The sequence below is a fragment of the Planococcus massiliensis genome, from assembly GCF_000821325.1.
In the GTDB taxonomy this organism is placed as follows: Bacteria; Bacillota; Bacilli; order Bacillales_A; family Planococcaceae; genus Planococcus; species Planococcus ruber.
In genome coordinates, this window is the sequence record NZ_CCXS01000001.1 from 2,258,346 (window position 1) to 2,281,030 (window position 22,685).

The 22,685-nt window shown below is 45.5% G+C and carries 26 protein-coding genes and 1 riboswitch; of the genes, 4 read left to right on the forward strand and 22 right to left on the reverse strand.

Annotated features, from left to right (window positions below; genetic code table 11):
- Nucleotides 1-20: 20 nt before the first annotated feature.
- Entirely contained in the window at nucleotides 21-1,514 is a 1,494-nt protein-coding gene (locus BN1080_RS11240; RefSeq protein WP_052652145.1) for a leucyl aminopeptidase, read from the reverse strand.
- A gap of 150 nt (nucleotides 1,515-1,664) precedes the next feature.
- On the opposite strand from BN1080_RS11240, the gene BN1080_RS11245 reads away from it, so the two are divergent.
- Nucleotides 1,665-2,141 (forward strand): divergent PAP2 family protein, encoded by a 477-nt coding sequence (locus BN1080_RS11245; RefSeq protein ID WP_052652147.1) that lies wholly within the window; start codon nucleotides 1,665-1,667, stop codon nucleotides 2,139-2,141.
- 69 nt (nucleotides 2,142-2,210) lie between these two features.
- Here BN1080_RS11245 and BN1080_RS11250 read toward each other — a convergent pair whose 3' ends face one another.
- The 6 genes from BN1080_RS11250 to BN1080_RS11270 all read right to left on the reverse strand — a co-directional run bounded on the left by BN1080_RS11250 (nucleotide 2,211) and on the right by BN1080_RS11270 (nucleotide 5,836).
- Nucleotides 2,211-2,540, reverse strand: a complete 330-nt coding sequence (locus tag BN1080_RS11250; RefSeq protein ID WP_052652149.1) for a YuiB family protein — start codon at nucleotides 2,538-2,540, stop codon at nucleotides 2,211-2,213.
- Nucleotides 2,541-2,766: 226 nt separating this feature from the next.
- Nucleotides 2,767-2,892, reverse strand: a complete 126-nt coding sequence (locus BN1080_RS17245; RefSeq protein WP_199876618.1) for a YuiA family protein — start codon at nucleotides 2,890-2,892, stop codon at nucleotides 2,767-2,769.
- A gap of 140 nt (nucleotides 2,893-3,032) precedes the next feature.
- A complete protein-coding gene (locus tag BN1080_RS11255; protein WP_052654571.1) occupies nucleotides 3,033-3,530 on the reverse strand; it encodes an NUDIX domain-containing protein in 498 nt (165 codons plus the stop codon).
- A 107-nt stretch (nucleotides 3,531-3,637) separates the two neighbouring features.
- Nucleotides 3,638-4,852, reverse strand: a complete 1,215-nt coding sequence (locus BN1080_RS11260) for an NAD(P)/FAD-dependent oxidoreductase (RefSeq protein WP_052654573.1) — start codon at nucleotides 4,850-4,852, stop codon at nucleotides 3,638-3,640.
- A 272-nt stretch (nucleotides 4,853-5,124) separates the two neighbouring features.
- Nucleotides 5,125-5,487, reverse strand: a complete 363-nt coding sequence (locus BN1080_RS11265; RefSeq protein WP_052652151.1) for a HesB/IscA family protein — start codon at nucleotides 5,485-5,487, stop codon at nucleotides 5,125-5,127.
- Nucleotides 5,488-5,599: 112 nt separating this feature from the next.
- On the reverse strand, nucleotides 5,600-5,836 hold the full coding sequence (locus BN1080_RS11270) for a NifU family protein (protein ID WP_052652153.1): 237 nt from the start codon (nucleotides 5,834-5,836) through the stop codon (nucleotides 5,600-5,602).
- An 82-nt stretch (nucleotides 5,837-5,918) separates the two neighbouring features.
- On the opposite strand from BN1080_RS11270, the gene BN1080_RS11275 reads away from it, so the two are divergent.
- On the forward strand, nucleotides 5,919-6,245 hold the full coding sequence (locus BN1080_RS11275; protein ID WP_052652155.1) for a YuzD family protein: 327 nt from the start codon (nucleotides 5,919-5,921) through the stop codon (nucleotides 6,243-6,245).
- A gap of 52 nt (nucleotides 6,246-6,297) precedes the next feature.
- Here the strand turns inward: BN1080_RS11275 and BN1080_RS11280 are convergent, their stop codons facing one another.
- Complete coding sequence (locus BN1080_RS11280) at nucleotides 6,298-7,365, reverse strand: NAD(P)/FAD-dependent oxidoreductase (protein WP_052652157.1); 1,068 nt, start codon at nucleotides 7,363-7,365, stop codon at nucleotides 6,298-6,300.
- Nucleotides 7,366-7,515: 150 nt separating this feature from the next.
- On the opposite strand from BN1080_RS11280, the gene BN1080_RS11285 reads away from it, so the two are divergent.
- A complete protein-coding gene (locus BN1080_RS11285) occupies nucleotides 7,516-7,752 on the forward strand; it encodes a YuzB family protein (protein ID WP_052652159.1) in 237 nt (78 codons plus the stop codon).
- Nucleotides 7,753-7,797: 45 nt separating this feature from the next.
- Here BN1080_RS11285 and BN1080_RS11290 read toward each other — a convergent pair whose 3' ends face one another.
- The 10 genes from BN1080_RS11290 to BN1080_RS11330 all read right to left on the reverse strand — a co-directional run bounded on the left by BN1080_RS11290 (nucleotide 7,798) and on the right by BN1080_RS11330 (nucleotide 17,367).
- Nucleotides 7,798-8,562 carry a TIGR01457 family HAD-type hydrolase gene (locus BN1080_RS11290; RefSeq protein WP_052652161.1) on the reverse strand — a complete coding sequence of 255 codons (765 nt, stop codon included), beginning with the start codon at nucleotides 8,560-8,562 and terminating at the stop codon, nucleotides 7,798-7,800.
- Entirely contained in the window at nucleotides 8,549-9,007 is a 459-nt protein-coding gene (hepT, locus tag BN1080_RS11295) for a type VII toxin-antitoxin system HepT family RNase toxin (protein WP_052652163.1), read from the reverse strand. The genes BN1080_RS11290 and hepT overlap by 14 nt, the downstream gene beginning before the upstream one ends.
- Before the next feature lie 84 nt (nucleotides 9,008-9,091).
- Nucleotides 9,092-9,436 carry a YutD family protein gene (locus BN1080_RS11300; protein WP_052652165.1) on the reverse strand — a complete coding sequence of 115 codons (345 nt, stop codon included), beginning with the start codon at nucleotides 9,434-9,436 and terminating at the stop codon, nucleotides 9,092-9,094.
- A gap of 14 nt (nucleotides 9,437-9,450) precedes the next feature.
- Nucleotides 9,451-10,410 (reverse strand): lipoyl synthase, encoded by a 960-nt coding sequence (gene lipA / locus BN1080_RS11305; RefSeq protein WP_110925628.1) that lies wholly within the window; start codon nucleotides 10,408-10,410, stop codon nucleotides 9,451-9,453.
- A 133-nt stretch (nucleotides 10,411-10,543) separates the two neighbouring features.
- Complete coding sequence (locus BN1080_RS17035; RefSeq protein ID WP_110925629.1) at nucleotides 10,544-10,657, reverse strand: methionine/alanine import family NSS transporter small subunit; 114 nt, start codon at nucleotides 10,655-10,657, stop codon at nucleotides 10,544-10,546.
- A gap of 14 nt (nucleotides 10,658-10,671) precedes the next feature.
- Nucleotides 10,672-12,192, reverse strand: a complete 1,521-nt coding sequence (locus tag BN1080_RS11310) for a sodium-dependent transporter (RefSeq protein ID WP_052652169.1) — start codon at nucleotides 12,190-12,192, stop codon at nucleotides 10,672-10,674.
- Nucleotides 12,193-12,384: 192 nt separating this feature from the next.
- Nucleotides 12,385-13,962, reverse strand: coding sequence for a Na+/H+ antiporter NhaC family protein (locus BN1080_RS11315; protein WP_052652171.1), 1,578 nt, complete (start codon nucleotides 13,960-13,962; stop codon nucleotides 12,385-12,387).
- 105 nt (nucleotides 13,963-14,067) lie between these two features.
- Nucleotides 14,068-14,249, reverse strand: a riboswitch (Lysine riboswitch).
- 73 nt (nucleotides 14,250-14,322) lie between these two features.
- Nucleotides 14,323-15,666 carry a bifunctional metallophosphatase/5'-nucleotidase gene (locus BN1080_RS11320; protein WP_052652173.1) on the reverse strand — a complete coding sequence of 448 codons (1,344 nt, stop codon included), beginning with the start codon at nucleotides 15,664-15,666 and terminating at the stop codon, nucleotides 14,323-14,325.
- 13 nt (nucleotides 15,667-15,679) lie between these two features.
- Nucleotides 15,680-16,507, reverse strand: coding sequence for a sulfite exporter TauE/SafE family protein (locus tag BN1080_RS11325; protein ID WP_052652175.1), 828 nt, complete (start codon nucleotides 16,505-16,507; stop codon nucleotides 15,680-15,682).
- Nucleotides 16,507-17,367, reverse strand: a complete 861-nt coding sequence (locus tag BN1080_RS11330) for a DUF72 domain-containing protein (protein WP_052652176.1) — start codon at nucleotides 17,365-17,367, stop codon at nucleotides 16,507-16,509. Before BN1080_RS11330 ends, BN1080_RS11325 begins: the two co-directional genes overlap by 1 nt.
- Nucleotides 17,368-17,539: 172 nt before the next feature.
- On the opposite strand from BN1080_RS11330, the gene BN1080_RS11335 reads away from it, so the two are divergent.
- Nucleotides 17,540-18,214 carry a DNA alkylation repair protein gene (locus BN1080_RS11335; RefSeq protein ID WP_110925630.1) on the forward strand — a complete coding sequence of 225 codons (675 nt, stop codon included), beginning with the start codon at nucleotides 17,540-17,542 and terminating at the stop codon, nucleotides 18,212-18,214.
- A gap of 85 nt (nucleotides 18,215-18,299) precedes the next feature.
- Here BN1080_RS11335 and sufB read toward each other — a convergent pair whose 3' ends face one another.
- Genes sufB through sufD form a run of 4 tightly spaced genes read right to left on the reverse strand, consistent with a single transcriptional unit; the run spans nucleotide 18,300 to nucleotide 22,681 of the window.
- Nucleotides 18,300-19,697, reverse strand: coding sequence for a Fe-S cluster assembly protein SufB (sufB, locus tag BN1080_RS11340; RefSeq protein WP_052652177.1), 1,398 nt, complete (start codon nucleotides 19,695-19,697; stop codon nucleotides 18,300-18,302).
- A 20-nt stretch (nucleotides 19,698-19,717) separates the two neighbouring features.
- Entirely contained in the window at nucleotides 19,718-20,158 is a 441-nt protein-coding gene (gene sufU / locus BN1080_RS11345; protein WP_052652178.1) for a Fe-S cluster assembly sulfur transfer protein SufU, read from the reverse strand.
- On the reverse strand, nucleotides 20,148-21,377 hold the full coding sequence (locus BN1080_RS11350) for a cysteine desulfurase (protein WP_052652179.1): 1,230 nt from the start codon (nucleotides 21,375-21,377) through the stop codon (nucleotides 20,148-20,150). Before BN1080_RS11350 ends, sufU begins: the two co-directional genes overlap by 11 nt.
- Nucleotides 21,377-22,681: a Fe-S cluster assembly protein SufD gene (sufD, locus tag BN1080_RS11355; RefSeq protein WP_052654576.1), complete on the reverse strand. Its 1,305-nt coding sequence runs from the start codon at nucleotides 22,679-22,681 to the stop codon at nucleotides 21,377-21,379. Before sufD ends, BN1080_RS11350 begins: the two co-directional genes overlap by 1 nt.
- Nucleotides 22,682-22,685 lie beyond the last annotated feature (4 nt).

The window sequence follows — 22,685 nt, forward strand, 5'->3', positions numbered from 1 at the left end:
CCCGCTTGTTTTTTATTCTTTTACGCTTCTTCCGCCATTTTCTCTACCATCATGGCCAGCGTCCGCACCATCGCGCCTGTTCCGCCCTGTGGTCCAAGATCATGCGCTGACGCTGCATGGGATGTGCCGGCAATATCCAAATGGATCCACGGCGTATTGTCGACAAACTCCCCGACAAACCCGCCGCCGAAAATCATGTGGCCATCGCGTCCCGGTGAGTTGTTCAAATCCGCTACATCGCTTTTACGGATCCGTTTTTTGTCGCTCTCCGTCAGAGGCAATCTCCAAACAAATTCCCCGGTTTCTTCCGAAGCTTCCAGGAACGTTTCAAAGAACGCTTCATCGTTCGTCAAAGCGCCTGTTTTATCATTTCCTAATGCCACGATGACTCCGCCTGTTAACGTAGCTACATCAATGATATGCGTTGCCCCCATCTGTTTTGCATAAGTCACAGAATCCGCAAGCACCAGGCGCCCTTCCGCATCCGTGTTCAAAATTTCGATGGTCTTGCCGCTTAAAGAGGTAATCACATCATCCGGCTTGAAGGCATTGCCTGACACCATATTGTCTGTCGATGCAATGACCGCAATCACGTTTTTCTCTGGCTTCAATTCGCCGATGACTTTCATCGCACCGAGAACGGCTGCCGCTCCGCCCATATCGCCTTTCATGCCGACAATGCCGTCTTTCGGCTTCAAGGAATAGCCGCCGGTATCGAACGTAATCCCTTTGCCGACTAGTGCAAGCGGCTCCTCAAAGTTTTCCGTCGCTTTATATTTCAATACGATCAGGCGAGGCTCTTCAACCGACCCTTGGTTGACTGCTAAAATCGCCCCCATCCCCAGCTCTTCCATTTCGGCTTTGCCCAGAATCTCTGTTTCGAATCCGTATGTTTCGCCTAATTCTTTTGCGTAGTCCGCCATTGCTGTCGCCGTCAATAAATTCGCTGGCATGTTGACAAGTGTACGGGCTTCATTGACCGACTGGCCGAAAACCTGTCCAATGAAAGCAGAAGCCTGCAGTTCTTCTGCATCGTCCTCTGAGAGAATAGAAAGCGTCTCGAGTGACACATCGGCTTCATTGGACGAAGTTTTGTAGTCATCAAATTTATACGTGCCCATTGTGATGCCTTCCACTGCCAAATAAGCGGCATCTTCTGAAGAAATATCATCGTTTAGGAACGAATCCAAATAAACAGCGGCATGTTTGATTTTCTTTTTCGCCAGCTCTTTTCCGATATGGCCAAAAGCGATGCGAAGCGCATCTTCTGTTAATTTCTTGCGGTCGTTCAAACCCACAAAAAGAACGCGCGGAATAGAACCGCTTAGCGCAGGATATGTAATCAGTGAATTCAAATCAAATGGCAGATCGCCTTTGACCCATTCTTCCAGCATGCCGTTGAAGCGCCCTGAAAATGCTTCCCATCCTTTGCTGTTTTCCGGATGCCGGCTTAAACCGACGATTAAAATGTCAGCTTCTACTTGAGCTGCATCAGCTTGTATGCGTAATTCCATTTTGTCTCCCCCTCTATTTTACTTGCTCTTCCAGTTTAGCATTTATTCAGTAAACGGGGTAGTTCGGCGCCCGAAATGATTTTCCATTAACCCGTAAACCCGGTGTGTTATACTAAACCAATATCAAGGAATGGAAAGGTTGTTTACCGGATGGAATTGTTTTCTAATTTGCCGCTGATGATTGCCCTTTTCGCTATTGTCTTTGCCCAATTTGTTAAAATCCCGATTCAGTATGCGGTGACCCGTGAACTGGATTGGAAATTGTTCACTTCGACCGGGGGGATGCCCAGTTCGCATTCGGCTGCTGTGACCTCCTTGACGACGGCTGTAGCTTTCGAGCACGGGGTGGATTCCACTATTTTTGCTGTGGCCGCGATGTTCGCCGTCATCACGATGTATGATGCTACGGGCGTTCGCTTCCAAGCTGGCCAGCAAGCGTTGACGATCAACAAAATGCGCAACGATTTCTATCTATTCATGGATGAGACGAGAAAATGGCCGCAGAAAAAAGAAGAAGAAAAAATAGCAGAACTGAAAACGCTGCTTGGGCACAAACCGAGTGAAGTGTTTATGGGCGCGCTCACCGGCATTGCCATCGCAATCGTTTTCTATAGCATCCTGCGTTGATAGGCCCACCCCTCGCATACAAAAAACCGCCAGACCTTCCATCGGTCCGGCGGTTTTCTATCGTTAAATTTAGAACATTTGATAACCGTTTTTACGCAAGATTTTCATAACAAACCCGGAAGTGATCGCTCCTGCCCAACCGGCAAGCAACACGGCAATATCGCTTCCTGTAAGAGAGGCGATGGTATCGCCGAGCATGGAGAAAGACTCGCCTGGATCTGTGAAATAGCTGAAAAAGCTGACATCGTCAATGACCAGCAAAATGACGATTGGATAGACGATCGCCATCAGCCACGTCATCCGCAGCAGCATATTCAATAAAAAACCGATGCCGAAAAACATTACGTAAAACAGTAGAACCGAAATGATCAATTGGACAATGCTAAATGAAGTATTCATGAATTCTAACCTCCGTTATTCCTTTCATCAGTTTACCCGAAAGTCCTGCCCCTTTCAATCACACAATCCCGTGTTCATTGCTTTGTCACATAAAAACCGGCCTTAAGGAATAAATTTGAACAAAGCGTCAGCTTTGTATAATCTACGCATTTCAACGGTGTTTTTTGCAAACTAAAAAAGCATCCACAGGAGGCTTCTCCCATGGACGCTTACATTGATGACGCCGTTATTTTTTGCCGGATCCTGAACAGCAGGAGCACGTTTCCGAACCGCCTAAACGCAACTGGAAATAGCCTTTGCCGCCGCAATAAGGGCACTGGTTCGCAGACTTTGCTTTTTTGAAGATAGTCATTCGAAACACCTCCTCCTGTTATCGTTTTAATATTCTGATAATATAACACGGATATTTTATACTTGCAAGAAAATTCAATAAAATGTAAACGGATACATCCATCTTTATCTCACGTATGCGCTTTTTTCCTCTTTTATCCTCTATTTTTTAAAGAATAGTTTATAGGAAGAATACCCGAATACATCCCCCGGATCTACGTCTTCAATGGCTTCAAACCCTTCATCAAGCAGAAAATCCGCCATTTCATGAAGCATGACCGAAGCATCGGGATCTGCTGCCAGCTCTTCAGGAGATCGCCACGCCGCTTCGTATAATTCGTCTTGCTGCGCTTGGATTCTTTGCTCGTCATCTACCGGCTTCAATAGGAATATCCCCATATTATCGCTCACTTCTTCTCGAATGACTCCTGAACGGAAACCCACGAACCCAAGCAGCGTACAATCAATTCCGGTTTCTTCTTTCACTTCTCGCATAGCGGCCTGATCGATTGTTTCATCCCCATTTACAAACCCTGCCGGCAATGACCATTTGCCATTAAGGCCGCCGTATCTTTTCTTAACAACCAGCCATTGGTTTTTTGAATTCATCACTAAACCCGCTGCCCCTAACCAGACATTGCCCCGTTTGTTCCTTTTCATGCCTTCAGCTCCTTTAACAAAAAAAGCCCCCAACTAAACGGCGCTTCCATTGCCAGATGATTATCCAACAATTTCAGTGCAGTTCAAGATGGGAGCCTTTGCTTCTCTTATAGAACGTTGAATTTACCTTTTTTCATCACTAATCCTGGTCCGCCAACCATCAGAAGTGCACGGTTATCGATCATTTTCTTCATGAAGGAAGCGCGTTTACCAGTGATTTTCTTACCGAATACCACACCGATTGCGTCATTTTCACCTAAAGAGCAAACTGTTCCTTTAAGGTCAGGAACGAACGGATGTGTTTCTTCGCCTTTGATCAAAGCATTGATGTTGTTTGCCACTGCCTGTCCTTGCTGCATCGCAATTTGAGCAGTCGGTGGATAAGGACGGTTCGTTTCTTCGTTGATCATCAATGCACAGTCACCGATCACGAATACATCTGAATGTCCTGGTGCACGAAGATCTGCATCCACTTTTACGCGAGCACGCATGTTTTCGATGCCTGATTCTTCGATTAGCTTGCTTCCGCGAACGCCTGCTGCCCAAACAACTGTCCCAGCTTTGATGAATTCGAACTCATCGTCGCCTTTTTTGATGTTAACGCCTTCTGGAGTCGCTTCAACGACTGGCGTACCGATTGAGAATTCAATGCCTTTTGATTCCAAATGGCCAACTGCATAGCTGACAAGTTCAGGATCAAATCCAGGCAATACCATTGGGGCCGCTTCTACACAAACAACGCGGACTTTTTCGCGAGGTACGTCGTACTCTTTGCATAATTCCGGAATGCGGTTGCCCAGTTCCCCTAAGAACTCGATTCCCGTAAATCCTGCTCCGCCTACAACGATTGTCAAACGGCTGTCGTCTTTTACGTCTTCTGTCGACCACGTTGCAAATTGGAATTCAATATGCTCACGGATGTAACGGGCAGCTTTTACGTTCGCAATTGAAAGCGCGTATTTGTCCAGGCCAGGAATTCCGAAAGTTTCCCCTTCAAAGCCTAAACCGATCACTAGATAATCGTATGTAAACACACCATTGTCCGTTGTTACTTTTTTGCCTGCCGTATCAATTGCTTCAACTGTCGCTTGAACGAATTTTGTTTTTACGCTGTCAATCACATCTTTGATGTCGTAGCGAACTTGTTCCGGCAGCAAGGTACCAGCTGCTGCTTCATGCAGCCAAGTGCTTTCGTAATGGTATTCGTTTTTGTTGATCAATGTAATATCTGCGGCATCTGTGCCAAGAACTTTTTGCAAGTTAACTACAGTCATCAATCCACCGTAACCTGCTCCTAATACTAATATTGACGGTCTTTTCAACACAATCGCAACCACCTTCAAGTCATTTTTTTAAACAGAAAAAGTTTAATTAGAAATCATAGTAGTGCCAATAAACTCCTACCCTCTATATTAGCCCTTTTACCAGTCGATTTCAACTGGATTCTCCCGCTTTCCAAGAGCTTCGGCCCGTATCGGCAAAAGCTTTCACGAGATAGCCATTCCAGCGTTCGCTTTTCTGCCGCAAAACAGCACATATCGGCAAAATAAAACACCTGCCTTCTACAAAGTAAAAGGCAGGCGTTCTTTAAGTATCAGCAGTTCTCAGGTGTACCCGCTTTTTTAGCCGTCCGGAACGAAGTCCCGCATCCGCATGAAGCAATCGCGTTTGGATTTTCGATCGTAAATCCGCCGCCCATCAACGACTGTTTGTAATCAACGACTGTCCCATTTAAAATAGGGGCGTCTTCTTTTGCCACCAAAATTTGAAGCCCAAATTGTTCGAGCACATCGTCTTCTGGACCGTGCTCTTTTTCAAACCCCATGCCGTACGTCAATCCGCTGCAGCCGCCGCCTTTTACAGCGACACGAAGAAATGCGCCTTCTTCTTCGTTATGGCGCATCATTTCTTTCACTTGGAAAGAAGCTGCTTCTGTAAGCTCCACTACTTGTGCCATATTATCGCCTCCTTATACCCATCATAGCAAGATTGCGCAAAGCCATTCAAGCAACCCGCTCTGCCAGTTTCAATATGTAGCAAAAAAGGGACCTATGAAAGGTCCCTTGGCATTAAAATACTTGTTCTACTTCAACAACGCCAGGAACTTCTTCCATTAACGCACGTTCAATCCCCGCTTTTAAGGTAATGGTCGAACTTGGGCAGCTTCCGCATGCACCAAGAAGACGAAGTTTTACGATCCCATCTTCTACATCCACTAATTCACAGTCCCCGCCGTCACGCAAAAGGAATGGACGTAATTTATCTAAGACTTCCATTACTTGATCTTCCATCAAAGCTTCAGTCATTTATATCGACTCCTTTCATTATAATCATTATAATGTGATTGAGTAGAAAAAGCCACTATTGAATTTCCAGGAGGTCTAGAAAATGACAAAAGAAATTTCCATCGAAGTGTACGGAACCGAAGTGATCTGTGCAAGCTGCGTGAATGCCCCTTCTTCCATTGATACGTATGAATGGCTGCAAGCGGCAATTTCTCGAAAATACAAAGGCCAGCCATTTTCAATTACGTATATCGATATTGAGAAACCGCAAACGGAAGCGCACCAAAAAGACTACGCCGAGCGAATCCTAGACGATGAATTTTTCTACCCGCTTGTGCTGGTGGAAGGCGAAGTGGTCGGCGAAGGCTACGTTCAACTGAAGCCGGTCTACAAAGAACTTGAAAAACACGGCTTTGCCGCAACCGAATAAATACTAATATAAAAAAGCGCACTCATCATCAGATGAGCGCGCTTTTCTTGAATCAGCCATTATGCCATTTGTACATCCAAAGCACGCCGGATTTCATCAGACGCGCAATTCGTCCGGTAACCGTCCGGTCGGCCAGGTAAGCAAACCCTTGTTTTTTCCCGAGGGAGCCAAGGAAGCCTTTTAATTTAATTTCCGGCATGCTTTCAGGAAGCGGCTTGTCTCTCCAAGTCAGCTTCAATACTTCAACAATCTGTTCCGCCTGTTCTTCAGCAAGCTGGGCAGATGGAGCCATCGGCAGCGCTGCACAGTCCCCAACTACATAGACATGTTCGTCGTTCGGCAATTGATGGTATTGGTTGATCACGACGCGTCCGCTGCTGTCGCTTTCAAGTCCCAGATCGCGAACCGGTTTAACCGGCTGGATGCCGGCTGTCCAGACAACAGCGTCAACTGGAATCGTTTCTTCGTGGTTATAAAGAAGATTCGGCTCCACTTTGGTAATATTTGAATTGGAAACTACATCTACATTGTGGTTATCAAACCACTTTTTCACGAAATTACTCAAACGCTCCGGGAAATCACGCAAAATCCGCGGGCTGCGGTCGAATAATTTAATGTTTAAATCGCGTCTGCTTTCGCGCAATTCACTTGCGAGCTCAATCCCGCTAAGGCCGGCGCCGACAATGCCGACGACTGCGCCTGACGGCAATCCTAAAAGTGTTTTGAATGTTTCGCGCGACTTGCCGATCGTCTGGATGCTGTATGTGAATTCATCCGCTCCCGGCACGCTGTGGTATTTGTCTTCGCAGCCTAATCCGATCACCAGGTCATCGTATTGAACGCGGTCTCCATTTTCCATCAGCACGCATTTGTCTTCCAAGTCGATTTCCAGAATTTCACCATGAACAAGCGATAAGCGGTCGCTTTCCGGGAAAGCCACTCGAACTTCATGGTCAGATGCGGTTCCCGCTGCAAGTGCATAGAATTCTGTTTTCATACTGTGGAAAGGGGTGCGGTCGATCAGGATGATTTCTGTATCCAGGGGTAAATTGTTTGGCAACAAACGAAGCAATATACGCATATTGCCGTATCCTCCGCCAAGTAAGACTAGTTTTCGCATAAAAATCTCCTTTAATTTCATCTGTCTGCTTAATTTCTCAAATATGAGTATAGCTGATTGTGATAACTTTCACAATACATTCCAAAGAAATCAAATAATTGACTATCGCTATAAAAAAAGGTAGGATTTCGTAGTAGCGAGGTGACCAAAATGAAACCGATTGTTGAATTTTGTATTAGCAACATGGCAAACGGATCACAGGAATCGTTTGAGAAATTGGAAAGCGATTCAAATTTGGATGTATTGGAATATGGCTGTTTAAGTTACTGCACCCAATGTGCAGAATCCTTATATGCGTTGGTTAACGGCGAAATCGTTGAAGGCGATACGCCTGAAGAATTGACTCAGAAAGTCTATGAGTTTATAGAAGAAAACCCATTATTTTAGGCCGCTTTCCGCGGCTTAATTTTTTTTGCCCGAAATTCTTCAGGCTTAAACTTCCCATAACGCCAGATTCTCCAGAGCATAAGTAGGCTGAACATCTTTCTCCAGCACTTCTTCCATCGGCGTGACGCCTGTATTGACATGCACAGTATCAATACCGAAATGGATGCCCGCTAAAATATCCGTTTCGTAGTTGTCCCCTACCATGACCATTTCTTCTTTTTCGAATCCGTGCTCATAAAGAATGGCATCCAGCATATGCCCTTCCGGTTTGCCGATATAGACCGGCTCTACGCCCGTCGAAGCAGCCACCAATGTAGTAAACGCTCCATTTCCAGGCACGAGCCCGCGTTCCGAAGGAAAAGCGAGATCGCGGTTTGTTGATAAGAAAACTGCCCCTTTTCGAATTTCCAGGCAGGCAACCGCCAATTTTTCATAATTGATATCGGGATCTATCCCCATCACTACAACATCCGCATTTTCTTCCACTTGCTCAATGCCTTCCTGCCAAAGCGCATCCTTCAACCCATCGGAGCCGATCATATAAACGCTTTTATTTGGATACCAGCGGCTGATGTATTTGGCTGCAGCGATGGCAGACGACATGATTTGCTTATTTTCCGTCACAATACCGAACGTTCCGAGCTTCGCATTCAGCTGCGCCTGCGTCTTCGAAGCATTATTCGTGACAAAGAAAGGTTCGATTCCCTTAGCTTGGAGCCGAGCCACAAATCCTGGCGCATCCGGCACGGCTTCTTTTCCCCGGTAAACCGTTCCATCTAAATCCAGGCAATAAGCTTTATAATTTTTCATTTTTATTCTCCGGCAAAAACGCTGAAACTGGCCCCAATTCGTGCTCCAAGTAATATTCCACTTTTGGCCTGAAACTCTTTAGCTCTTCCAGGTTCTGGTTCAATACTTCTTGCAGCTCCTGATGATTGACAGCCGCAAATTCGCGCACCAGCATTTTCCGCAAGCCAATGACCTGTTTTAACGGTTCATCCATTTCAGGTGTCACCACTTTTTCATCCGTCAAAATATCGATAATGTCTTCGTAGCTTCCCGGATCGCGCATGATGAACCCATCAATCATCGAGTTCCCTACATCAATAATCGATTCAATGATATTGCTTGCTATGCGTTCCAAGGCAAGTTCTTCCGTGAAAGAAGCCCAGTGCTCCTTCTCTTCATAAAGATCGATTAATTTCCCCATATAAGTTACGGTTTCTGTGATTTTGTTCCGGTCAATAAAATACATCTTATACCCTCCTGATGGTCTGTTCTTTTCATCGTATTCCCACCTTCTATCATATCATAGGCGCAAAGAAAAACCCTCGGCGGATCATGCATCCGCTTCGAGGGTTTCAGTAGCTGGTTCTGGAATTTCTTTCGTTTCCGTTGCTGGCTCCGGCGCTTTTCCAACTTTTTTGATGACAAAATAAGCGCAGCCAAAATTGCAGTATTCATAGAGATAATCCTGCAATGTGCTGATTTTTGTATCGTACGTAGCTTTATGGTTCGTGTCTTCAAAAAAGCCCTTCAAACGCAATTGGCCATATCCCCAATCGCCTAAAATGTAATCGTATTTGGAAAGGATTTCGCTGTATCGATTGTTCAAAGCTTCTTCTTGGAAGCCATCCCGATAATCGATTATCACTTCGTATTGCCATTTATCAACCGTAATCATGTCGTCTTCACCTCTTAACTGTTCGCTCCTGCAACTTGCTGATCTCCGAGACGTTGACGTTCTTTCGCAGCGGCATTGACTTGTTCATCCGCATGATAGCTGCTGCGCACCAATGGACCAGCTTGGCAATGCGAGAAGCCTTTCGCCATTGCAATTTCCCAAAGCTCTTTAAATTCTTTCGGCGAATAATATTTCAGCACCTTCAAATGCTTTTTGGAAGGCTGTAAGTATTGGCCAATGGTCATGATGTCTACGCCATTAGCGCGCAAATCATCCATCACTTCCATAATTTCTTCCTTTGTCTCGCCAAGGCCGATCATCAAAGAAGATTTAGTCGGAATGTCCGGATACATTTCTTTGGAGCGCCGAAGCAGCTCCAGCGAACGGTCGTATTTTGCACGCGCTCTTACCCTTGCCGTCAAGCGCCTCACCGTTTCAATATTATGATTTAAAATATCAGGCTGTGCATCCATCAACGTCCTTAAATTCTCTTCGCTTCCCCCCATATCGGAAGGAAGCACTTCGACTGTCGTAAACGGATTTTTCCGTTTGATCGCACGAACCGTTTCTGCAAACACCCCAGAACCGCCGTCTCTTAAGTCGTCACGGGCAACCGCTGTGATGACCGTATGCTTTAAATTCATCAGCTTCACGGAATCTGCGACCCGCTCCGGCTCTTGAAGATCCAGTTCATTTGGAAGTCCGGTTTGAACCGCACAAAACCGGCAAGCCCGTGTGCAGACTGCCCCTAAAATCATGAAGGTGGCCGTACGGCGGCTCCCCCAGCATTCATGAATATTAGGGCATTTCGCTTCTTCGCAGACGGTATTCAAGTTATTTTCACGCATCATTTTCTTTAAATCTGTGTAGTTTTCATTTGTATTAAGCTTAATTTTTAACCAATCGGGCTTTCTAAGATGTTCCTGCTTTTCTGACACAACTACATCATCCCTTCGTTCCTTGGTTTTCGGTATTCGCTTATTATCCTTTCCAAATGTACCATATTCTATCTTTGCTCACAACAGTATCTGCCATCTTCTGTAAAATGAAAAACCCGGAAGCGGGTTAGCTTCCGGGCTACTGCTATTGCACTATGGAAAGGGAAGGTTATACACTTCGCTTAGCTTTGCTTTTACTAACGGCGTTCCCAATACTGGCAGCTAAGCCGCCCCAGATAATTACCATTCCAATGATCATGACGATAATTGCACTTGTTGACATATGGTGAACCTCCCTTATTTGTTTTCTTCGTATTGCGCATGGTCTTTATGCCATTTGCCGATGGAGAAGAGGATCCCGAGAACAAGTGCACCTGCCGCTACTGCGACTCCTCCAGTTAATGTAAACATATTGGAGTAGCCCTCATAGTTCCCAGTTTCATTATCAAATTCCTGAAGGATATTCAGTTTCAATAGTCCAAACATCATATAACCTAAAACGATCGGTGTGATGATGCCTAAGCTGAATTTCCACCAGCCGCCAAGGCGGATATCGGAAATAGCATTGGCGTGTTCCTGAAGCATACCGGCTTTGCGGAATACCCAAACAACCAGGACCACTTCGACTAGTCCGATGAATGCAACACCGAATTGGTTGATGTAGTAATCGGCAAGATCCAAGAAGAACAATCCACCCTGAGTTGCAAATAGGATAGAAATCAATGCAGCAAGACCGCCGCCGAACAGAACCGCTTTTTTGCGCGCAATGCCGAATTTCTCAGAAAAACCAGCTACATAAGTTTCAGTGATGGAAATCAAGGAAGTCAATCCAGCAAGCGTTAATGACAGGAAGAACAATGCACCGAACAGGCCATTGAATCCTGGGAATTCATTGATGATCTGCGGGAATACCACAAATGCCAATCCGACGCCAGCTGATGCGACATCCGCCACGGCAACCCCTTGTTGGCTAGCCATGAATCCAAGTGCTGCGAAAACGCCGATCCCTGCCAATAATTCGAAGGCCGAGTTGGCAAATCCAGTGATAAAGGCATTATTGGTAATATCCGATTTTTTCGGAAGATAACTTGCATAAGTAATCATAATCGCAAATGCTACCGATAAACTGAAGAAAATATGGCCATAAGCCGCTACCCAAACCGAAGGATCCATGATGGCATCAAAATTCGGTTTGAAGAATGCATCCAATCCCATAGACGCTCCGTCCAATGTGACAGCACGGATAACAACAATCAAGAAAATTACGACTAAAGTTGGAATGAAAATGCGGTTAGCCATTTCAATTCCTTTTTTAACTCCGGCAAGCAAAATGCCAAGGGTAATAATCCAGACAAGTGCCAGCGGAATAAATACACCCCATACTATTCCACCAGTTTCACCCGGCTGTACAGTCAATTGAAGAAAATCATTGAATAGGAATCCTTCTGTATCGTCTCCCCAAGCTTGATTGAAGGAGAAAATTGTGTACCGCATTGCCCATGCAATGATCACTGCATAGTAGACGGATATGACGAATGATACAAAAACAGCCCACCATCCCATCCATTCCAATTTCTTCCCGCTCATTCTGAAGAACGATAGCGGTGCCGATCCCCGGTATTTATGGCCAATGGTGAATTCCAAAATAAGAATTGGTATCCCTGCGGTTAACAGAGCGAATAAGTACGGTATAAAGAATGCTCCTCCACCATTTTCATAGGCAACATATGGAAAACGCCAAATGTTCCCTAAACCTACCGCCGAGCCGACAGCCGCCATGATAAATCCAGCGCGCGTACCCCATTGCGAACGTTCCATCTCTCTTCCCCCTTAGTATCCTTCCAATTTTCTTACAGAAAAATAGGAAGTTTGTTTATTTTCAGATTATTGCTAATCTAAAAATAGTATAACGAGGGAGTTTGCCAAAGTAAAGATAATTTCTCGTTTTTTTAATTAAAGCTATTTCTGGAATAATAAAAAAGCAGAGAAAGTTTTTCCCTGCTTTTGCAATCACTTTATATTCCCATGTTTTTCTGACAAGATTGTACGTTTTGACCAAACAACGAATAATATCGCTAAAATAACAATTACCACTCCTAAAGCCAGCAAAAGGGAATTGGTAAAACCTATGACAATATACCCTACTGCCGCAATTACTGCAGCTGTAATCGCGTATGGCAACTGAGTAACGACATGGTCCATATGGTTGCTCCCAGCTCCTGTAGAAGACAAAATCGTCGTATCAGAAATCGGCGAACAGTGGTCGCCGAATACAGCGCCAGCTAAAACTGCTGACAACGTCGGCAATAATAATTCCGGTTCAGCTTGAGACATGATTTGCCCTGCGATCGGCAGCAAAATACCGAATGATCCCCAAGAAGTACCGGTAGAAAAAGCCATGACACCTGCCAGCAAGAAAAGCAAGACCGGCAAGATGGAAGTCGGCATATTTGCTTCCGTCACTACATCCGCCAAATACTGTCCCGTTTCCAGGTTGCCAATCAAATACGTCAATGACCATGCGAATACAAGGATCAGAACCGCTCCAATCATCGATTTGATTCCAGCGAAAATTCCTTTTCCTACCCAACCGGCTGTCGCTGTTTCATTTTTTCGCATCTGCAATAGATAGAGAAGAATGGAAGTTAAAGCCCCGAGGCCTCCGCCCACTAATAATGAGGCCGGAACGTCCGTGTTTTCGAAAATCAGCCAGATATCAAAAACCTGATCTGAGTTTTGGTAACCCGTCCAAATCATAGCCCCGACTGTTCCGGCAACCAATACCAAGATCGGCAACAATAAATCAAGAACCCGGCCATGGGAATGGCTTGGAAATTCCTCTTTCATTTCGCCCGGAATTGTTTTAGCCGGATCGAACAATTGGCCTTTCGTAATTGCCAGCTTCTCATGCTTTTTCATTTCACCAAAATCCACATCGCGGATGGCTACAAAAAAGACAATGGCTAGGGAAGCGACCACGTAGAAGTTCATTGGCGCCATCCATATAAAAGCTTCCAGAGCGGAGGACTCAACATAAGTTTGGCCCGCTAATATGGTAGCTACAATACCGATAATGGCAGCGCCCCAGCTCGATACAGGCGACACCACACAGACAGGCGCAGCTGTCGAATCGATAAAATAAGCGAGTTTCGCGCGTGATACTTTATAACGGTCCGTAATCGGACGGGCAACTTGCCCTACTGCCAGGGCATTGAAATAATCGTCAATGAAAATGACAATCCCTAAAATTACTGTTACCACCTTAGCGCCTCTTCTCGATTTAATCCGAGTAGATGCCCACTCCGCAAAAGCGTGGCTTCCGCCAGACAAGCTGACAAAAGCGGTGATGACTCCTAAAAGTAGCAAGAAAAGAATAATGAATACATTATAAGCATTGAAGCCCCCGTCCCAAAAAATAATCGCAAAAGACATGTAGAGCTCTTTTAATGCCGCTACCGGCGCAAATGAAGTGTAAATAAATGCTGCCGCGATAATCCCTGCTCCAAGGGACAACAGTACGCGCCGCGTCAATAATACCATCGCAATGGCGATAATTGGCGGCAAAATTGAGAAAATCGTATTCTCCATGAAAAAATCCTCCTTTTTTAGTAGGATGGAAGAGAAAAAAGGCTGATTGTCTCCCCAAGGGTACAATCAGCCTTCTACAATTCGTCTGTGTGATCAAACATCAAACATCCCTGTAGCTCTTCATTTGCGCAAAACGCAAATGACAGTGCCATTCTTCTTCAGAATGACCCCAGCACTTTTTCCATTGACTGTGAAAAAAGAACTTCGGCAAAATTTCCTTTCAGATGCGTTCAACGTTGTCAAACTCGCGCACCGTACTGATAAATTCCGCAGCCTCTACCCATCGATATAATTTATTTCTTAGTTAGCATAGCCCATAATTAAGACAAAATCAACTGTGTTTCAAGTTCGAATATTCTTTCATTTTAACGTTTTGCTTCTGAAATATTGGCTAAATACATCCCGCAGGAATTCAGGCATAAAGTATTTTTTCGGAGCGCGTTTCAAGGACGGGAAAAAATAGCCGAACGTGAACATATCCAAAGTGATCAGTTTATAGGTTTGGTCTGGATTCGCTGGAATTTCCCCGATGAATAATTGCCGATTCTCCATGGACAGATTGATGCGGATCATTTTGCCGAAAACCGCTCCCCGGAAACCCATCCCTTTCAATTCAATTTTCGGCCAATCGGCATTCAACGATTGCAGATAAATTTCTTTCAGCTCGGCGCCTGTCAATTCGATTAAACAAGGATTGATCGGATGCGGCAGCATCTTATGAAAATCGTAGCGCGTCGCTGTCCCGAGCGGCATATTTTCCATAAAGAGGCCTGCATTGAAGATGGCGCAATCCGCACCTGAAAATTCAATCATCGCTTCCCCAAACATCTCAGCAAGTTTCGAGTCCCTAAACCAGTCTGCATCCAGTACCTGTTCATTGTAGAAAATTGGATCATTCAATTGTTCTTTGCCTTGTGCAATGAGCAAATCATCAAAATCTTCTTCTACACTTTGAAGCAAAGCTGTTTCGATTAAATCCGCTTCTTTGGCGCCGGTTTCTAAATCGACCGCGATATGGCCGATGTACATGCCAAATTTGCCTGCCGCTCCAAGCAATGTATCCCCTATTACTTTCCCTTCATGGAAAATGTGGTGGGTGTGTGCGCCAAGCAAAACATCGATTTCCGGACATAACTCCACTAGCTGTTCATCTTCTTTTATGCCGAGATGAGACAGGCAGATGATGAAATCCGCTTGATCTTTAACCGTTTCAACGGCTTGAACAATTGAATCCTTCGCATCGGTCACTGTCCATCCCAAACGCCGATAGAACGGCGTGAATTCGGCTGTAGCCCCGACCAAAGCCAGCCTTATCCCGCTCTTTGTTTCCATTACATGAAAAGCTTTTGCCCATTCTGGGCGGCTGCCATCCAAATCAAATAAATTCGCCACAATGACTTCAAAATCCGCTTGCAGATAAAGCGAATTGAGCTCTTCTTTCGCCAAGGTGATGCCTTCATTATTGCCGATGGTCACAGCGTCGTAGCCTGCGCCGTTCAGCAATTCGATATTCCCTTTACCGGAAGTTCCTTCGGTGAAAGGGTGCGAGCGGTCCACGTGGTCGCCAATATCCAGGACTAGGCAAAAATCTCCCGCTTCTTCGTGCCAGCGCTTTCGCTCTTTCAGTAATGACCGGATGCGCGGCCAATTTGCAAAATGGCTGTGCACATCGTTTGTATGATAAATGTGAAGGGTTTCACCCATGACTTACACCTCTTTAAGAACTAAATATTCCTTCGTAAACAGACCGGAGCCCTAAAACCAACAAAGCAATCCGCAAAATAACGACGAGTGTCCCGGAATCCACTTTTTTATTCCATGCGGCTCCTATTTTTGCCCCGACATAGGCTCCTGGCACCACTGCCAGCGTATAAAGCCATGGAACGTTGCCAAGCGAAAGATGGGTGATGGAATTGACAATGGCCGATAAAAACACCATGAACATCGAAGTCCCAACCGCCACATGGGGAGGAAATAAGAACAGTAGAATCATGGCCGGCACCATGATCGATCCGCCGCCAATGCCGAATAAGCCGGAGGCAAAGCCTACGCCAAACGTTAATAGCAGCGCAAACCACACAGGATAGCCGTATACATATTCCTTGTTCATCGAATCCCGGAAAGTGAAATTTCGGCCGTTTTGCACAAACCAATGGACCGCTTTTAACCGGTCTTTCACCAATAATAACAAGGCCAGAAAAACCAATAGAATACCGAAATACAATTGAAATGAAGGAAGATCCAATCCTTTATTGACAAAAGCACCGATAATCGTCCCCGGTGCGCTGCCGGCAAAAAAGAGCAGGCCGCTCCGGTAATCCACTGTCTTGACTTTCATATAAGAAAGCGTAGAGGACAGGCCGGTGAAAATCATCATGATCACAGATAGCCCGACAATTTTCTGAGGCGGAAGTTCCGGAAAAAAGGCGAACGAAGTTCCGAGAAAAAGCATCGCCGGCACTAAAATAACGCCGCCTCCAAGGCCGATTAGCGCTCCGACGATACCCGAAAGCAAACCGACAAGCGCGATCAAAAGAAAGATCATCAAAACCCTCCATCGAATAAATCAAGCTGCTTCGGCGATAGTCCATTGAATTCCAATCCGTTCATTTCCTGGAATTGCTTCGCATCTCCTGCGGCGTGTCCGCCAGAGTTATTATTGAAAACAATATAAACCCGGTCCGTCGATTTTTCCAGAAGTTTGGCCGCTTCGCTGATTTCTGCCAGTTCTTTTTCATTATAATCGTAAAGATAGCGCACTTCCCGCCATTTTTGGCCATGGCCCGGATTCAGCCAGCCATGGACATTTCGCCCATGGAGCCGTATCAAAACTTTGTCTTCCCGTGTAGATACAGGAACCAAAGGAATCGATCCTTCGCCCGCTTGCGGTTCATCGCAGACAGAGTGAATCAGGTTGTTCTCTCTGAAAAACTCAAGCGTCTTATCGCGAAGTTCAGGCGCATACCAGGATTGATGGCGGAATTCTACCGCCAGATCGAATTCTTTCAGGCGGCCCGTGATTTCACGGATCTGCTCCACATTGTCTTTTTGGCAATCAAACCACGGGGGAAACTGCAATAGCACCATCGCCAATTTTCCAGCTTCTTTTAGCGGCCGTATCGATAAAATAAAGGCCTCGAACATTTTGTCACGGCTTTCAAACGGGTTTTCTCCCCGTTGATGCCCAGTCATCCCCTGGTAAGCTTTGACGACAAATTGGAAGCCTTCCGGCGTTTCGTTGATCCACTTCCGGATATTCCGTTCAGGCTGGACCGCATAGAAAGAAGAATCCAATTCCACAATTGGAAAATGTGCACTATAGTCAATTAACTTTTCTGTTTTTTTAGAACCTGGGCTATAGACATCCGGATGGTCGCCCCATCCAGTCAATCCTACATATATCATGAGTCCGCCTCCAATATTCGTTATTATTTTATGATAGCATAGAAAAAATAAGGCGTCTTATTAAGAGCTGCCTTTGAAGGAAAAGGATGCTTATAAAGCGAAAATATCCTTTATTCCCTTTTCCCAGTTCCTTCCGAAATTACACTTATCTATAGAACAGGAGCAAGCCGCCATGAAAAAAAAGTGGGATCATCAAGCACTTGTTGAAAAATTTGAAGCGAACCGGAATGGGGAGCTGGCTTTGCCGATGGCTGCTTATATGCGCAACCAATTCCCTTTTCTCGGCATTAAAACCCCGCTCAGAAACGCTTTATTAAAACAGCAGTTCGAAGAATATCACTTGCCTTCAACCGATCAGCTCATTGAAGAAGTCTGGAAACTATACCGCTTGCCGGAGCGGGAATATCATTATGCCGCCATCGCTTTGCTTGAAAAAAGGAAGGGCCAGTTAACGCTAAAAGACCTCCCTGCTTTAAGGCAGCTTATTGAAAGCGACTCTTGGTGGGACAGCGTAGATTCGATTGCACCAAAAATTGTCGGCCATGTTGTGGCTACAGACCGGCTGCAGGGATCAGCTATCATGCTTGAATGGTCAGAGGCTGATAATGTGTGGACGAATCGGGCCGCTATTTTGCACCAATTGAAATACAAACGGGAGACCGACAGAGAATTATTGGCTATGATCGTTCAGCAGCACGCAGCCTCTACAGAATTCTTCATCCAGAAATCGATCGGTTGGGCATTGCGGGAATATGCCAAAACCAATCCGGAATGGGTCGGGTCTTTTACGGGACGTCATTCGCTTATGCCGCTCAGCCGACGGGAAGCATTGAGAAATATCCATTAAGAAACTGGTATGCTGCCGATAAAATGAGCAGGATTAACAAAAAAGCCCGGCGCCTTATAGGCACCGGGCTTTCTGTATTGGAAAATTAACCGATAGAGCCTTCCATTTCGAACTTGATTAAACGGTTCATTTCTACCGCATATTCCATTGGAAGTTCTTTTGTGAACGGTTCGATAAAGCCCATTACAATCATTTCTGTCGCTTCTTGCTCAGAAACGCCGCGGCTCATCAAGTAGAACAATTGCTCTTCCGATACTTTCGAAACTTTCGCTTCGTGCTCCAATGAAACATTGTCGTTCAAGATTTCATTGTAAGGGATGGTATCTGAAGTTGACTGGTTGTCCATGATCAACGTGTCACATTCAATGTTTGAACGTGCGCCATCCGCTTTACGGCCGAAACGGACAATTCCTCGGTACGATACTTTACCGCCTTGTTTCGAAATGGATTTCGAAACAATTGAAGATGAAGTATTCGGAGCCAAGTGAATCATTTTAGCTCCAGCATCCTGGTGCTGCCCTTTCCCTGCAATCGCAATGGAAAGCGTCATTCCGCGAGCGCCTTCACCGCGAAGGTAGACAGCTGGGTATTTCATCGTCAATTTAGAACCGATGTTGCCGTCGATCCATTCCATTGTACCGTTCGCATCAACGAATGCGCGTTTTGTTACAAGGTTGTAGACGTTGTTCGCCCAGTTTTGGATCGTTGTATAACGGCAGTAAGCATCTTTTTTCACAATGATTTCAACAACTGCTGAGTGAAGTGAATTCGTTGTATAAACCGGTGCTGTACAGCCCTCTACATAGTGAACGCTTGCGCCTTCATCAACGATAATCAATGTACGTTCGAATTGTCCCATGTTTTCCGAGTTGATGCGGAAATAAGCTTGAAGCGGAGATTCCACTTTAACGCCTTTTGGCACATAGATGAACGATCCGCCTGACCATACCGCTGTATTTAGCGCAGCAAATTTATTGTCAGCAGCTGGAATAACCGTCTGCCAGTACTCTTTGAACAGGTCTTCGTTTTCGCGAAGCGCAGCGTCCGTGTCTTTAAAGACGATGCCCATGTCCTCAAGTTCCACTTTCATGTTGTGGTAAACCACTTCTGATTCATACTGGGCAGAAACACCGGCAAGGTATTTTTGCTCCGCTTCTGGAATCCCTAATTTGTCGAATGTGGCTTTGATTTCGTCTGGAACTTCGTCCCATGAAGTTTGGCTCGCTTCCGACGGTTTTACGTAATACGTAATTTCGTCAAAATTCAAAGCGTTTAAATCTCCGCCCCATTGCGGCATTGGCATTGAATAGAACAATTTCAATGCTTTTAAGCGTGATTCGAGCATCCATTCCGGTTCACTCTTGATGTTTGAGATTTCACGAACGATTTCTTCCGTCAATCCGCGTTTTGAGCGGAAAACGGATACGTCTTTGTCGTGGAACCCATATTTATAATCACCGATTTCCGGCATTTTTTTAGCCATCATCGTTCCTCCGTTCTTCGTTACGATTTGTCTTCGTTTTGTACGCCTTTTTCCATCGCTTTCCAAGCAAGCGTGGCACATTTGATCCGCGCCGGGAATTGGGAAACGCCTTGCAAGGCTTCAATATCGCCAAGGTCAATGGAATCATCATAATCTTTGCCAAGCATCATATCTGAAAAGATGCTTGAAAGTTTCATTGCGGTATCGACATCTTTTCCTTTTACGGCTTGCGTCATCATCGAAGCGGATGCCATCGAAATCGAGCATCCTTCTCCGTCGAATTTCGCATCTTTAACGATGCCATCTTCCACTTGCAAAGTCAAATGAATGCGGTCGCCGCACGTCGGGTTGTTCATATCGATTTTTACGTTTTCATTTTCCAGCGTGCCTTTATTGCGCGGCGTTTTGTAATGATCCATGATTACGCGTCGGTATAATTGATCTAAGTTATTAGTAGACATCGTTGAAATACTCCTTTGCCGAACGCAATCCTTCTACTAAACGGTCGATATCCGACTCGTTATTATAGAGATAGAAGCTTGCGCGTGCTGTAGCTGATACCTCCAGCCATTTCATAAGAGGTTGAGCACAATGGTGTCCGGCGCGAACAGCAATGCCGTTCATATCAAGGACGGTCGCCACATCATGAGGATGGACATCCTCCAGGTTGAACGTCACAATGCCCGCCCGTTTCGCAGGATCTTTCGGTCCGTAAATCGAAAGGCCTTCGATTCCACTCATCTTATCCATCGCATAGGCAGCCATTTGATGTTCATGTTTTTCAATTTCATTCAATCCGATTTCATTCAGGAAGTCGATCGCTGCACCGAGTGCAACCGCTCCAGCGATAATCGGGGTTCCGCCTTCAAATTTCCAAGGCAGTTCTTTCCATGTAGAGTCGTATAATCCGACGAAATCAATCATCTCTCCGCCGAATTCTACAGGCTCCATGTCGTTCAATAAAGCTTTTTTGCCGTACAGGACACCGATGCCTGTCGGACCGCACATCTTATGTCCGGAAAAAGCGAAGAAATCGCAATCCAGCTGCTGCACATCAATTTTCAGATGCGGGGCGGCTTGCGCTCCGTCCACTACCATGACTGCTCCATTTTCATGGGCAATTTCAGCAACTTCCTTAACAGGATTCATCGTTCCAAGAACATTGGATACATAGACCATGGAAACGATTTTCGTGCGTTCAGTGACTGCGGCACGAACTTGCTCCAATGAAATCGTTCCATCTTCTTCAAGCTCGACGTATTTCAAGATGGCTCCGCGTTCTTTTGCCAATTGCTGCCATGGAATGATATTGGAATGGTGCTCCATGTAAGTAATGACGATTTCATCGCCTTCTTCAACATTGGCTCTGCCGTAGCTTTGCGCTACTAAGTTGATGGCCGTTGTCGTTCCGCGAAGGAAAACAACTTCTTCTGTTGAATTGGCATTGATGAAATTCCGGACTTTCTCACGAGCGCCTTCATATTTTTCCGTAGCCCGGTTGCCGAGGGTATGTACCCCCCGGTGGACGTTGGAGTTATCGAATTCGTAATAAGACTTTAACGCTTCGATAACCTGGACCGGTTTTTGTGAAGTAGCTGCGCTATCCAGATAAACAAGCGGATGGCCATTTATTTCCTGATTTAATATAGGGAAATAGCTTTTTATCTCTTGGTTGATCATTAGCGGACTTTCCTTTCGATAACCTCCGTCAATTGCTTTTTAACGCCTTCGATTGGCAGCACATTAACAACTGGCGCCAAGAAACCGTGAATAACAAGACGTTCAGCCTCTTGTTTTGTAATCCCGCGGCTCATTAAGTAATACAATTGAAGCGGATCAACGCGGCCGACAGATGCAGCGTGGCCGGCTGTTACATCATCTTCATCAATCAAAAGAATCGGGTTCGCATCTCCGCGAGCCGCTGGGCTCAGCATCAATACGCGTGATTCCTGTTCAGCATTGGCTTTTGTCGCGCCATGCTCGATTTTGCCAATGCCGTTAAAGATAGAAGAAGCAGAATCTTTCATGACACCATGCTTCAAGATTTGGCCATCAGAGTTCTTGCCCCAGTGGATTACTTGAGTGGTAAAGTTTTGTTTTTGCGTTCCGCGTCCGACAACCACCATTTTTGTATCGCCGATTGAATTATCGCCGATTAAATGCGTTGTATTTTCAGAAATCGTGTCGCTGTCATTCATCATGCCGATCGCCCATTCGATGCGTGCATCGCGTTTTGCAATTCCGCGGCGGTTGACGTAAGTGGTAAAGCCTTCTGCCAACACGTCTACAGCACCGTAAGTGATGCTTGCGTTGTCTTCAGCAATTACTTCAGAAACTATATTCGCCAATCCATTAGAATGCGGAATTGTTGAGAAATAGTTTTCGACATACGTTACTTTACTGCTTGTATCCGCTACAACCAATACGTGGTTGAAAAGAGATGCCTGCTCGTCGTCGTGGATGAATACCACTTGTACCGGCTCTTCAATTTCAACGTTTTTAGGTACGTATAGGAACACACCGCCATTTAAAAGAGCAGCATGGAGAGAAGTCAATTTATGCTCTTCAGCACGAACAGCTTCTTTCATGAAGTATTTTCCGACAAGATCGCTATGTTCGCGGATTGCCGTGAAAATATCCGTCAAAATAACGCCTTTCGCTTTCAAGTCTTCTGAAAGAGCCGAGTAAGCAGGAGTGTTATTGTGCTGGATATAAATATTTTTTTGTTCTAAGTCTACGACTGATTTCACTTCTTCCGGCAATTCTTCTAAAGAGCTGTAAGTTGAGCTCTCCACAGCGTGCACCGGAAATTCCGTGAAATTCCATTTGTCGATCTTTGTCTTATCCGGTTTTGGCAGCGGTAAAGCTTCTGCAGCTGCCAGCGCCTGGATGCGCAAGTTTGTAAACTCTTCTGGTTCTTTATGAGAAGCCGAGAAGGAGCGCACGTCCTGCTCGGTCACTTTAATATTCGTTTCAACCGTCACGTTA

Bases quoted from the DNA above. Each gene is read 5' to 3' on its own strand.
- BN1080_RS11240 (WP_052652145.1), bottom strand. From the start codon at position 1,514: ATGGAATTACGCATACAAGCTGATGCAGCTCAAGTAGAAGCTGACATT.
- BN1080_RS11245 (WP_052652147.1), top strand. From the start codon at position 1,665: ATGGAATTGTTTTCTAATTTGCCGCTGATGATTGCCCTTTTCGCTATT.
- BN1080_RS11250 (WP_052652149.1), bottom strand. From the start codon at position 2,540: ATGAATACTTCATTTAGCATTGTCCAATTGATCATTTCGGTTCTACTG.
- BN1080_RS17245 (WP_199876618.1), bottom strand. From the start codon at position 2,892: ATGACTATCTTCAAAAAAGCAAAGTCTGCGAACCAGTGCCCTTATTGC.
- BN1080_RS11255 (WP_052654571.1), bottom strand. From the start codon at position 3,530: ATGAAAAGGAACAAACGGGGCAATGTCTGGTTAGGGGCAGCGGGTTTA.
- BN1080_RS11265 (WP_052652151.1), bottom strand. From the start codon at position 5,487: ATGGCACAAGTAGTGGAGCTTACAGAAGCAGCTTCTTTCCAAGTGAAA.
- BN1080_RS11270 (WP_052652153.1), bottom strand. From the start codon at position 5,836: ATGACTGAAGCTTTGATGGAAGATCAAGTAATGGAAGTCTTAGATAAA.
- BN1080_RS11275 (WP_052652155.1), top strand. From the start codon at position 5,919: ATGACAAAAGAAATTTCCATCGAAGTGTACGGAACCGAAGTGATCTGT.
- BN1080_RS11280 (WP_052652157.1), bottom strand. From the start codon at position 7,365: ATGCGAAAACTAGTCTTACTTGGCGGAGGATACGGCAATATGCGTATA.
- BN1080_RS11285 (WP_052652159.1), top strand. From the start codon at position 7,516: ATGAAACCGATTGTTGAATTTTGTATTAGCAACATGGCAAACGGATCA.
- BN1080_RS11290 (WP_052652161.1), bottom strand. From the start codon at position 8,562: ATGAAAAATTATAAAGCTTATTGCCTGGATTTAGATGGAACGGTTTAC.
- hepT (WP_052652163.1), bottom strand. From the start codon at position 9,007: ATGTATTTTATTGACCGGAACAAAATCACAGAAACCGTAACTTATATG.
- BN1080_RS11300 (WP_052652165.1), bottom strand. From the start codon at position 9,436: ATGATTACGGTTGATAAATGGCAATACGAAGTGATAATCGATTATCGG.
- BN1080_RS17035 (WP_110925629.1), bottom strand. From the start codon at position 10,657: ATGTCAACAAGTGCAATTATCGTCATGATCATTGGAATGGTAATTATC.
- BN1080_RS11310 (WP_052652169.1), bottom strand. From the start codon at position 12,192: ATGGAACGTTCGCAATGGGGTACGCGCGCTGGATTTATCATGGCGGCT.
- BN1080_RS11315 (WP_052652171.1), bottom strand. From the start codon at position 13,962: ATGGAGAATACGATTTTCTCAATTTTGCCGCCAATTATCGCCATTGCG.
- BN1080_RS11320 (WP_052652173.1), bottom strand. From the start codon at position 15,666: ATGGGTGAAACCCTTCACATTTATCATACAAACGATGTGCACAGCCAT.
- BN1080_RS11325 (WP_052652175.1), bottom strand. From the start codon at position 16,507: ATGATCTTTCTTTTGATCGCGCTTGTCGGTTTGCTTTCGGGTATCGTC.
- BN1080_RS11330 (WP_052652176.1), bottom strand. From the start codon at position 17,367: ATGATATATGTAGGATTGACTGGATGGGGCGACCATCCGGATGTCTAT.
- BN1080_RS11335 (WP_110925630.1), top strand. From the start codon at position 17,540: ATGAAAAAAAAGTGGGATCATCAAGCACTTGTTGAAAAATTTGAAGCG.
- sufB (WP_052652177.1), bottom strand. From the start codon at position 19,697: ATGGCTAAAAAAATGCCGGAAATCGGTGATTATAAATATGGGTTCCAC.
- sufU (WP_052652178.1), bottom strand. From the start codon at position 20,158: ATGTCTACTAATAACTTAGATCAATTATACCGACGCGTAATCATGGAT.
- BN1080_RS11350 (WP_052652179.1), bottom strand. From the start codon at position 21,377: ATGATCAACCAAGAGATAAAAAGCTATTTCCCTATATTAAATCAGGAA.